This is a genomic window from Tenacibaculum amylolyticum (genome assembly GCF_964511145.1).
In the GTDB taxonomy this organism is placed as follows: domain Bacteria; phylum Bacteroidota; class Bacteroidia; order Flavobacteriales; family Flavobacteriaceae; genus Polaribacter; species Polaribacter amylolyticum.
Window position 1 is genome coordinate 23545 of sequence record NZ_CAZEFZ010000042.1, and the last position, 9971, is coordinate 33515.

The 9971-nt window shown below is 28.7% G+C and carries 12 protein-coding genes; all 12 read right to left on the reverse strand.

What is annotated here, in order from left to right:
* Positions 1-172 precede the first annotated feature (172 nt).
* The gene (locus ACKTTC_RS12705) at positions 173-697 is read right to left on the reverse strand and encodes a GNAT family N-acetyltransferase (RefSeq protein WP_408040213.1); all 525 of its coding nucleotides are present in this window, start codon (positions 695-697) and stop codon (positions 173-175) included.
* 35 nt (positions 698-732) lie between these two features.
* The gene (rsgA, locus tag ACKTTC_RS12710) at positions 733-1797 is read right to left on the reverse strand and encodes a ribosome small subunit-dependent GTPase A (protein ID WP_408040214.1); all 1065 of its coding nucleotides are present in this window, start codon (positions 1795-1797) and stop codon (positions 733-735) included.
* A gap of 421 nt (positions 1798-2218) precedes the next feature.
* Complete coding sequence (locus tag ACKTTC_RS12715; protein ID WP_408040215.1) at positions 2219-2953, reverse strand: NAD-dependent epimerase/dehydratase family protein; 735 nt, start codon at positions 2951-2953, stop codon at positions 2219-2221.
* A gap of 122 nt (positions 2954-3075) precedes the next feature.
* Positions 3076-3486: a hypothetical protein gene (locus ACKTTC_RS12720; RefSeq protein WP_408040216.1), complete on the reverse strand. Its 411-nt coding sequence runs from the start codon at positions 3484-3486 to the stop codon at positions 3076-3078.
* Positions 3487-3579: 93 nt separating this feature from the next.
* On the reverse strand, positions 3580-4086 hold the full coding sequence (locus tag ACKTTC_RS12725) for a hypothetical protein (RefSeq protein WP_408040217.1): 507 nt from the start codon (positions 4084-4086) through the stop codon (positions 3580-3582).
* A gap of 153 nt (positions 4087-4239) precedes the next feature.
* Entirely contained in the window at positions 4240-4830 is a 591-nt protein-coding gene (locus tag ACKTTC_RS12730) for a DUF6624 domain-containing protein (protein ID WP_408040218.1), read from the reverse strand.
* A gap of 181 nt (positions 4831-5011) precedes the next feature.
* Complete coding sequence (locus tag ACKTTC_RS12735) at positions 5012-5800, reverse strand: PhzF family phenazine biosynthesis protein (protein ID WP_408040219.1); 789 nt, start codon at positions 5798-5800, stop codon at positions 5012-5014.
* Positions 5801-5877: 77 nt separating this feature from the next.
* Positions 5878-6093 (reverse strand): hypothetical protein, encoded by a 216-nt coding sequence (locus ACKTTC_RS12740; RefSeq protein ID WP_408040220.1) that lies wholly within the window; start codon positions 6091-6093, stop codon positions 5878-5880.
* 410 nt (positions 6094-6503) lie between these two features.
* Positions 6504-7145: a hypothetical protein gene (locus ACKTTC_RS12745; protein ID WP_408040221.1), complete on the reverse strand. Its 642-nt coding sequence runs from the start codon at positions 7143-7145 to the stop codon at positions 6504-6506.
* A gap of 295 nt (positions 7146-7440) precedes the next feature.
* Complete coding sequence (locus ACKTTC_RS12750) at positions 7441-7647, reverse strand: hypothetical protein (protein WP_408040222.1); 207 nt, start codon at positions 7645-7647, stop codon at positions 7441-7443.
* Positions 7648-8087: 440 nt separating this feature from the next.
* Positions 8088-8855 (reverse strand): DUF2711 family protein, encoded by a 768-nt coding sequence (locus tag ACKTTC_RS12755; RefSeq protein WP_408040223.1) that lies wholly within the window; start codon positions 8853-8855, stop codon positions 8088-8090.
* A 188-nt stretch (positions 8856-9043) separates the two neighbouring features.
* Positions 9044-9538: a hypothetical protein gene (locus ACKTTC_RS12760; RefSeq protein WP_408040224.1), complete on the reverse strand. Its 495-nt coding sequence runs from the start codon at positions 9536-9538 to the stop codon at positions 9044-9046.
* Positions 9539-9971 lie beyond the last annotated feature (433 nt).

Sequence of the window (9971 nt, forward strand, 5' to 3'; positions counted from 1 at the left end):
AATGATGCAAAAAATGTAGTTTTAAAAAACAAAAATAGCAGTGATAGATTAATCAGTTGTAAATGGCTTTAGCTACTTTTTATGTTGCAAAATCCAAAATAAATTAAAAAGAAAAGCGATTTAAATTTGCATTTAAACCGCTATTAACCATGTATGTTTTTTGTGTTGTTTTTTATTCGTTAAATTCTTTTGGATATTCAACCATTCCACTTACACCATTCAATCCATTCTCAATTAATTCAATGGTCATACAATTCTCTTTCGGTACATCAAAAGGTAATTCTATTCCAAATTTATCAGCTTGCTTGTAGCCAAATTTTGGGTAATATTTTTCGTGCCCTAAAAGAATAATTGATTTGTATCCTATTTCTTTAGCAATTTTATGCGACTCGAGTATTAGTTTTCCGCCAATTCCTTTTCCTTGAAACTTGGGAATTACAGAAACAGGTGCAAGAGCTAAAGAGTCAAATTCATTTGCTTTATTCTTAATTCTTAGTTTTGTGACCAAAATATGTCCAACAATTTCCCCGTCAATTTCGGCAACTAATGATAATTCAGGGATAAATGCATCTGACTTTCTTAATCTTTCTACTAAAAACTGCTCTTTATGGTCGGTAAATTCTTCATTTTTAAATGCTTTTTCAATAACATTAAAAACTTCTTTGTGATCGTTTTTATTTTCTTCTCTAATTGTCATTTTGAGTTTGTTTTATATATACGTTGTTGTGCTTATTACTTATTTGATTTTTTTAAGTTTTTAAAATGCTTGACCATTTTACCAAAATTTTTGTCTTTTTTGCGTTTTTCAGCCACAGTAGATTCAAAATGTTCTTCTTCTCTTTTCATTTTTAGGTAATTTTTATAGAATAGGTTATCTACTATTTTACTTTCAACAGCTGCGATTACAGCGCAACCAATTTCTATGGTATGGGTACAATCTTTAAACTTACAGTTTTCGGAAAGCTCAATTATTTTTTCAAATGTTTTTTCCAATCCTCCAGCTGAATCTGTGATACCTACTTCTCTTATTCCGGGATTGTCAATTATAATCCCACCATTTTCAAGAACTATTAATTCTCGGTGGCTTGTAACATGTCGTCCTTTATTCGTACTTGTGCTAATTGTATTTGTTTTCATAAGCTGTTTTTTTGAAAGGCTATTTAGAAGACTTGATTTTCCTACTCCTGAAGAGCCTAATAAACAGTAAGTTTTACCTTTTACTATATGCGCTTGTACTTTATCAATCCCTTTTTGAGATTTATTACTTATAGCAATTATAGGTACTTGTTTCACTCTTTGTCGAACTTTGGATACTAAATCAGTTAAAAAAGCATTATTTATCAAATCAATTTTATTGAGAATGATAATCGGCTTTACATTGGAGTTATTGCAAATTGTAAGGTATCTTTCTATTCGATTGATGTTAAAATCCCTGTTAACTGCTTGCACTATAAAGCTAAAGTCAATATTTGTAGCTATAATTTGTTTTTCTCCCTGTTTACCGATCGCTTGTCTTTTAATGATGGTTTTTCTAGGAAGAATAGAGTGTATGAGAACTTTACTGTCACCGTATTCAGAAATTGCAACCCAATCTCCTACTGCAGGAAAATCTTCACGAGTATTTGCAGTATATCTTAAATTTCCTGTAATTTCTGCGCTAAATTCTCCTTTTTCAGTTTTAACAATATATCTTTCTTTATGCTCTGAAATAATTCTCCCAATTTCAAAGTCTACTAGATTATGTTGAATTCTTAGTTGTTCTATTGTGTCGTTATATCCGAAATATTCTAATTTCATATTCTGTGTGTTTTAAAATGTTGTAAACACCAGAGTATTTATAAATTAATGTAAATACAAAAGCGTTTACAATTAATGATTTTATTTGTAAAATGTATATAAGTGAATGTGCTTCAGATTTTTAATCTGAAGTGAGGAATAGTGATAGTCGAAGTAAATTGACTATCTATTTTACAATATCCGAATATGATATTACAGATGTAATAGACATAAAATGTAATTTAGAATGCAAGATTACGAATTTCTCTTATAAAATTCAAATAAAGTAGTGTGTTGTGTATTTAGTGCGAAGTTTTTATGTATGGTTTTTTAAGGGAAAGAACGAGAATTCTTTTCCATAGTTTCGGAAAGATAATTAATTAGATTGAATTTCTGATGATGAAATTAGGTCACAATTAATTATATACATTGCTATGGGAAGCTATTCTACTTTTAATTTAAATAAATCAAACGCATTTGCTTTTGGGGTATAGCCGACTTTTTCAATCGTTTCTGTAATATCTAATCTTTTATATCGGTTATTTGATATTGCATTTAGTATTTCGTATTTCAAATCTTTTGTTTCAATACATTTATCTAATAATTGGTTACAATCATCGGGATGAAGAAATGCACTTAGATCTCTGGCGTTCATTTCTGAAAAGTCACTTGGGAATTCATATGCTCCAATTCTTAGACATATTACTGAGATATTTTCTTGAAAAGCGTAATATGCTCCCAATGCTTCGCCAAAGCATTTTGAAACTCCGTAAAAATTCTTTGGTCTCACAGGCATATTTTTGTTTATCTGAATATCTTCTGAATAGCCTTCAATAGTTTGGGCACTGCTAGCATAAATTAATCTTTTGCAATTTGCCTGAGCGGCAGCTTCAAAAATGTTTTTTGAAGCAATAATGTTCGCACTTAGCACTTTATCAAAACTAGAGTCAGGGTTAGCAATTCCAGCTAAATGTATAATTGTATCAATTCCAATGCATAAATTTTTACATACCTCTAAATCTGTCAAATCTGCTTTTACAACTTTAACACTTTCAGGATAACTAAAATCTTTAATAACAATATCAGCAATGGTAATTTCATATTTGTGCCAAAAATTTTTCACGAAATATTGAGCGATTTTACCAAAACCTCCTGTTATTAATATTTTTCTTTTCATATGATTATCTAAAGGTGTTTATGTGTGATTTTTTGGAAGAAAGAACGAGAGTTCTTTTTCATTGTTGTCGAAAGATAATTAATAAGATTGAATTTCTGGTGATCAAATTAGGACACAATTAATTATATATATTGTGGTAAACTGTTTTTTTGATTAAACTTAGTTTCAAATTCATTCAACTTTTGTTTAATTAACTTTCCTTCTTCATAACTCACACGTAATTTATTCAGTTCAATTATAGTTTTTTCACCAAGAGTTGTTATTTCAAGTGTTGATTTCATGCTATTGTATATAATTAATTCATTACCGTTTAATTTTTTTTCAATTAGAATTTTGTTTCTTATAATTAATAAAAATCTTTTTTCGGTTAGAATTAAAGAGTCAAGTTTTTTTCTTGTCAGGAAATATAAAGCAGAAAAAATAGAAATTAAATGACTAAAAAATACCTCAAAAAGAGAGTGTTCAGATTCTTTTTGTAATAGAATAATAGCAGATTCAGTTTTCAGTATTTTATTGATTTCTTTCTTTTTCATTTAGTTAACCAAAATTGTTTATAACGTGTTTGCGTATGATTTCGTTGAGCGAATTTAGCTACTATTAGCAATAATCATAGACTATATTAGTTATTATAACCTCTCGATTTCAATATTTGAGTATTTTCCTTTTTCTAATAAAGATTTGATTCTTTCCGTTATCCCAAATATCAAAGTGTCAGTTAGAGTGAAAAAGTCCGTTTTCTTCCAAGTAGAAAAGTCAAAATCTATATGCTCATCCTCATAATTATTTAGTTTTTCTAAATTCAAAATTGGTCCAGCAAGTGAATTTATGATCAGACCATAATATTCTTTTTCGGGATGATTAATTATTGTTGTAGGAAAGAAAACAACTCCGCTAACGTTTTCATTCACAAGTGCTGTTTTTAATCTTTTAGAGATTAAAAAGTTCATGCTACTTTCATAAGGAATTACGTCGAGCCATTTAGTGCCTTTATTAACTTTAAAAGAGTTTTCTTTTAGAAGAATTGTATCTTCATTCAACATTGTCAAGCTATCTATTTCTTTTATTGGATCAACTTGAATAGAGCTTCTGCCATAACTATTTTTGTCTGAAATTCTAAAAAATGTTTCTTTCATTCTTAAATTAATGTCAACGTATTTCTGTATGATTTTTTGTGAGAAAGAATAAGAATTCTTTTTCATTGTTGCCGAAAGATAATTAATGAGGTTGAATTTCTGGTGAGGAAATTCAGCTTGAATTAATTTTACACGATGTTATGTATAGTGTTTTTAATTCGGATTAAATTGAATATTGAAATACTTTAAATAATCCTCTATTGTTCCCATTCCCATTTCCTTTCTTCTTTCGTTAACTGTTTCAGGGTTTTCTAATTTATACAGTTTACCATTTTTTATCTGTGAACCATATATTTGAGGTTTACCTTCATCCATTAAAATCCTATCTTTCATCAAAGCATATTGTTGTTTAGATAAGTCTCCATTTTCTACCGCTTTCTCTATTTGCTGAAAATATTTTTTCCTAATTTTTTTATTGCTATGTTGAAGTCCTAACCAGATTGCATTCATATGTTTTTGACCAACCTCTTTTAATGTTGGCATACCACACTTTTCAATAATACTAATCACTAATTCTTGATTCCTATGATCTTCTTTGGCATATTTAAGGAGTTCATTTGATTTTCTAATCCTTTGGTCACTTTCATAAACTTCGCTCAAGATTTGATGTTTGTTACTACAATCAACTTCAATGATATCTACTGAACCTACATAGGCGAATTTATCTCTATTGATATAAAGGAATATTGATATTATTAAAACAATAGTGGTTAATATACTGAAGAATATTTTTTTCTTTTTCATTTTTTTTAGTTTATATTATATATAGCGTTTTTGTATAGCCGATTTTACGGTTTAAATATACAATTACTTTTGAATTAAAAAACAGATGCCAGCAATTTCAAGTGGATTCAGTTTATGTTAAGGGAAGCTGAAGCATAGTCGAATCAGCCGTAATTAGGGTTATAGATTGTTGTGTGTAGTTTTATTCTATCCATAGGTTTCCAATTGAATATGTTTTTGCTTTTCCGCCTATGATTACTCTATCGTTTTTATTCTCACATTTTAAAAGTCCAACTCTATCAGAGATTTGTATTGCATCCAGTTCTTTTTTTTCAAGCCTTTGTGACCAGAATGGAATTAACGAGCAATGTGCAGAACCAGTTACTGGGTCTTCTAAAATTGATGCTTGTGGCGTAAAGAATCTTGAAACAAAATCGCTATTGTCACCTTTTGCTGTAACGATTACCCCTCCTGGATCAAGATTTATTTGGTCAAATATTTGCCTGTTGATTTTGATGTTCTTTATGTCTTGTTCAGTATCATATACCAATAGATAATCTCTAGATTTATAGACTTCTTTGGGCTGTATATTTAAAGATTCTTTGATTATTTCAGGAAGTTCTGTAGTTTTTGGTATACGTGAAGGAAAATCTAAAAAGTAAGAATCATTTTTTGTAAAAACAGTCAAATTTCCGCTCAATGTTTCGAATACAATTTCTTCTTTAGAATAGTTTAGAATTGATTTAAGGCAATGTGCTGTTGCAAGTGTTGCATGTCCGCATAAATCCATTTCTATTTCAGGTGTAAACCAACGTAAGTGTATTTTGTCGCCTTTGTCAACAAAAAAAGCGGTTTCAGCAACAGCATTTTCCTTTGTGATATTCAAAAGTATATCATTAGATAACCAATCTTTTAGCGGGACAACGCAGGCTGGGTTTCCACCAAAAATCTTGTCTGTAAATGCATCTATTTGATATAAGTCTAGCTTCATTTTATGGGGCTGTTTAAAGTTACTACCAACGTATTTGTGTATGATTTTCCGATGTTGCCGAAAGAAAATTAGTTGTTTTATTCATTTAGTTTAGTTAATATTTGTTCTGTCAATTTGTTGTGTTTTTTGTCTAAAAAAATCAATGTTGGCCCATAAACATTATTTATTGCAAGTAGACCATAGTCTGAATTAAATAATATAGGTCCAGTTCCATCCGAAACAGGATTTGCTAATTCGTAAAACTCAAATTCAAGACCATTTAGTTTTTCGTTCTTAAATGATTCTTTGTCCATTTTTAAAAACTTATCAGAGCCTAATTTAAGAGAGTCGGATTGTATAATTTTTCTAACCAAAATAGTTTTTGACAGGTCGATTTGATTAACATATTTATAGTTCAGAGAATTATATGTTTTGTTGATAGTCAAATTGAATTTTTCATCTTTTGATTCAGAACCGAAGAGTATAGTTGTATTAATTTCAGATTTCCATTCATTGTTTCTTTTAGAGCATCCGAAACAAAAAATAAATATTAATATGAAGGTTAATAGGTTTTTCAAAATATGTTGTCAACGGTTTCGTGTATAAGTTTAATTACGTGGTTTAGATACTAAATTTAGCTAATAAATCGCAGAATAAAATAGGTTAAATCTTTTATATATAAGCCAAATTAGTGATTAATTATAGACCTTGTTGTAAACAGTTTTTATCCGTCGTAGCCATAATGTATGTTATAGCATTTAACTTTTTTTGATTCGATTTCTCTAAAAACCTCTTTTTCTAAATCAATAACCCAAGATTTTAGTACTTTTTTAAAGTATTCAACATTTTCATCTTCTACAAGGCTAAAGATAATTTCATTTTCAGATTTCTCAATTAATTCACACGAAGTTAAAGCAATATGGTTTTTAGGAGTTTTGCTAATAAAAATAACTTCATCTAATATTGAGTAGTTAGGTTTTGGTGATGAGTTTTTGATTATTCTTTCTAAAATCAAAACTTTTAAACTGTCTTTTTGTATATATACTAAAGCTTTGTCCGACCTTGAAAGAACCTCTCCACTTACTTTTTCAAAACCTTTGTATTTTTCTAACTTCGTAATGTTACGAAAAGTTATACTTTCAGATTGTTTTTTAATATTCTCATTATTTTCAGGATTCGATATAGTTTTTGAATTTTCAAGTTCAGTTCTTGAATCAGTTTTAGTTTCTGATTTTTTCTTTCCGTTTTGACAACTAAATGCCAAAATGAGAAATAAAATTGTTATGATTTTCTCAAATTTCATAAATTGTGTATAACGTATGGCTAAACATAATAACAAACATTCGCTCATATCTTTTAAGTTCATGAATTATGTATTACTCAAAAGGAGTCTGGAGCGAACAATAGGTATATCATTTAAAGCGTTTTAATAACTCCGAAGACTTTTCGTTAACGTAGCTATAGACAAGGTTAAACATGGTTAAGTATAAAGCAATGATAATACAGCTTTATTTCCTTTTATTTTCTTGTTCATAGATGTAGTTAGTTTTGAAAACTAGTGGTAACTAGAGGAGATTTTTGCGAAGCAGGAAAAAATTAATAGAAAACCTCGCTTTTAGCGAGGTTTTCTATTAAAAAATATTTTTCACAAAAGATGTATTCTAAAAATAGGTTAGTTGACATGTTCCTTGACTATACCAATTCGATTTTTTACAATAAACATCTGGCCATCCAAAAGTACCTCCAAAAGCAGAACAATCTGCATTTGATGTACAAGCCTTTCCTATTATTGGAAGTTGACCTCCATTAACTTCTTTTTGCTGACTTTTCGTAAGAAATTTACCTAAGTTTAGAATGTTTTTTTTCATTATAATAATTTAAAAGGTTAATTATGCTTTTTTTAAAAGCATTCCTCGTAAATATACTTATTTTATTTTGAATATAGTATCCATAATTACTAGTACTAAAAAAACATTAAGAATTTATCATTGATTGTGTTAAGCTCAAAACTTTAGTCGTTTTCTTATGGAGGTTTTATAAAGCTCGGGATTACAATTATTAATAAATTGTAGTGTTTTATTATTGTAGGGAACGTGTTTATATATGTTTTTTTGGGCGAAAGATACGTGAGCTCTTTTTCGATGTTTGCGGACAAATAATTAATAAGATTGAATTTTGGGTGAGGAAATTCAGCTGCAATTAATTATGTACCTTGTTACTATGCGTTTTTACTCCATAATTCTTTTCTATCAAGGTTTTCTTTGGCTGTTGTATTTGAATTCAAAAATATTATTTATTTTTTCTTTTCTCAATCCCACAAATGGGTGGTTTTTTCATCTGCAATAAACCCTTCAAAATGATTTTCAATGTATTCTATTTTGTTTTCATTAACAGCTATTAGATAGAAAAAACTATCCCATTCGATTGTGAATAGAATTTCTCGGTCAGATGAGTAAATATAATAGTCTTTATAATCTATTTTATCAATAAATTCATATTCAGAAAGTTTTGCCAAATCGAGTTCAACTGTGTTTTCAAAGAATTCGTCAACTATTATGATCGAATCTTTATTGAAGTTTTTAAAAGTCTGATAAATCTCTTTTTTGGTGAATAAGTCAAATCCGCCTTCTGATGGATGCCAAATTTTTTCTAAATCGGTATAATCATTTAGGATTTTTAGTAGATCTTGACGTTCAAGTTTCTTTTGGTAAGCTCCAATAGATGTTTTTAAGGCTCTGTTCAGTTCTATGTTATCAGATAGTTCTGTATTGGAAATAATCTCTTTCCATTTGATTAGGACTCCCTTTTCATAAATTTCTTTTTCTTTCGGATAATCTTTATTTGAAGCGAAAATTTTTACGTTTTCAAGTTTAAGCGGTTCTAATTCTTTTATTTCTGTTTTTGCTTGCTCTACAGTTATCTGTTGAAATGCTTTAAAAGATTTCGATTTAGTTTCATTTTTTATTAGGAAAAATGGTAAGAACGCAACATAGACTGAATCATAAAATTCAAAGAAGTGTTCTTTTAATGAAATTTCTTCATCTGGATATATTTTATTTTCTGTGAATATACTCATTATTTAATGTGTGGTAACGTTTAATATATGAATCGGAGCAAGGCAAATACACCTGAACCAATTGACTTATCTGTGCATTTTATTTCTTATTTAATTTATAAAAATCTAGCGCCTTTGCAAAAAGGAAATGACCTTTCGATTTAGCACTACACTTTGCTCTGATTTCATATATAATGTTAACACAAGTTTTAGGAACCTTGCTCCTTTGTAATTTTCTCGTTTAATTTTTTAAGATAAACTTTTTGAAGTTTACTCCAAAAACTGGAAGTCATTGGACTTTTATATAATTTTTCTGTTTTTCTATCTAGTATAGAAAACTTTTTAACACTATATAAATAATCTCGTTGTTTAGCATAATTATATCCAGCTGATTGATAATTATAGTCAAAAATAAATCTATAATTATCAACATTTTTATATTTTTCTTTTTCCAGAAATTCACTCTCCGTTACAAACTCATATTTTCCCTTGTAAATTTTCTTAACATTCTTTTTTAGGTATTTATTATAACTTCTATGATGAGTTATGAATATTAAAATTCCGTCGTCTTTTCCAAAATCCGGAGGAATTGCTCCTTTTTCCTCAGTTAGTTTACTATTTGCAGTAGCTTTTGTAATTGCTCCACAAGAATTCAATAAAAAAGTAATTATAATTAATGAGAGTATAATTCCAATTTTTTTCATTTAAATGGTTATTTAGTTACTAATTTGTGTTAACTTGTTTATATAAGCACAAAATACGTCGTTATACCCCCAGTTTAGATTAAAATCAACATATTTAATTGCTGTTGTACAACAAATGTAAAAGTTAAATATTGAAATCTTCAAAAGAATTTTTTGTAAGTTAATTATTAAATCACGAAGATTTTCGTGCTATTACGGCCTAATCGTTCTTTGGTATATATATAATGTCAGTTCCATTTTCGTATGGTAAAACAATGTCTAAATGTTTATAGAAGAAGCAAATAAAAACTTTCAGAAATGATTAAGAATCTGAAGTTCTTATGAAAAAAGAAAAAAGCTGAGAAGTAAAACTACTCAGCTTTTTATTCAGTCGGGGTGGCAGGATTCGAACCTGCGACCTCCTGCTCCCAAAGCAGGCGCGATGACCGGGCTA

Bases quoted from the DNA above. Each gene is read 5' to 3' on its own strand.
- ACKTTC_RS12705 (WP_408040213.1), bottom strand. From the start codon at position 697: ATGACAATTAGAGAAGAAAATAAAAACGATCACAAAGAAGTTTTTAAT.
- rsgA (WP_408040214.1), bottom strand. From the start codon at position 1,797: ATGAAATTAGAATATTTCGGATATAACGACACAATAGAACAACTAAGA.
- ACKTTC_RS12715 (WP_408040215.1), bottom strand. From the start codon at position 2,953: ATGAAAAGAAAAATATTAATAACAGGAGGTTTTGGTAAAATCGCTCAA.
- ACKTTC_RS12720 (WP_408040216.1), bottom strand. From the start codon at position 3,486: ATGAAAAAGAAAGAAATCAATAAAATACTGAAAACTGAATCTGCTATT.
- ACKTTC_RS12725 (WP_408040217.1), bottom strand. From the start codon at position 4,086: ATGAAAGAAACATTTTTTAGAATTTCAGACAAAAATAGTTATGGCAGA.
- ACKTTC_RS12730 (WP_408040218.1), bottom strand. From the start codon at position 4,830: ATGAAAAAGAAAAAAATATTCTTCAGTATATTAACCACTATTGTTTTA.
- ACKTTC_RS12735 (WP_408040219.1), bottom strand. From the start codon at position 5,800: ATGAAGCTAGACTTATATCAAATAGATGCATTTACAGACAAGATTTTT.
- ACKTTC_RS12740 (WP_408040220.1), bottom strand. From the start codon at position 6,093: ATGGACAAAGAATCATTTAAGAACGAAAAACTAAATGGTCTTGAATTT.
- ACKTTC_RS12745 (WP_408040221.1), bottom strand. From the start codon at position 7,145: ATGAACTTAAAAGATATGAGCGAATGTTTGTTATTATGTTTAGCCATA.
- ACKTTC_RS12750 (WP_408040222.1), bottom strand. From the start codon at position 7,647: ATGAAAAAAAACATTCTAAACTTAGGTAAATTTCTTACGAAAAGTCAG.
- ACKTTC_RS12755 (WP_408040223.1), bottom strand. From the start codon at position 8,855: ATGAGTATATTCACAGAAAATAAAATATATCCAGATGAAGAAATTTCA.
- ACKTTC_RS12760 (WP_408040224.1), bottom strand. From the start codon at position 9,538: ATGAAAAAAATTGGAATTATACTCTCATTAATTATAATTACTTTTTTA.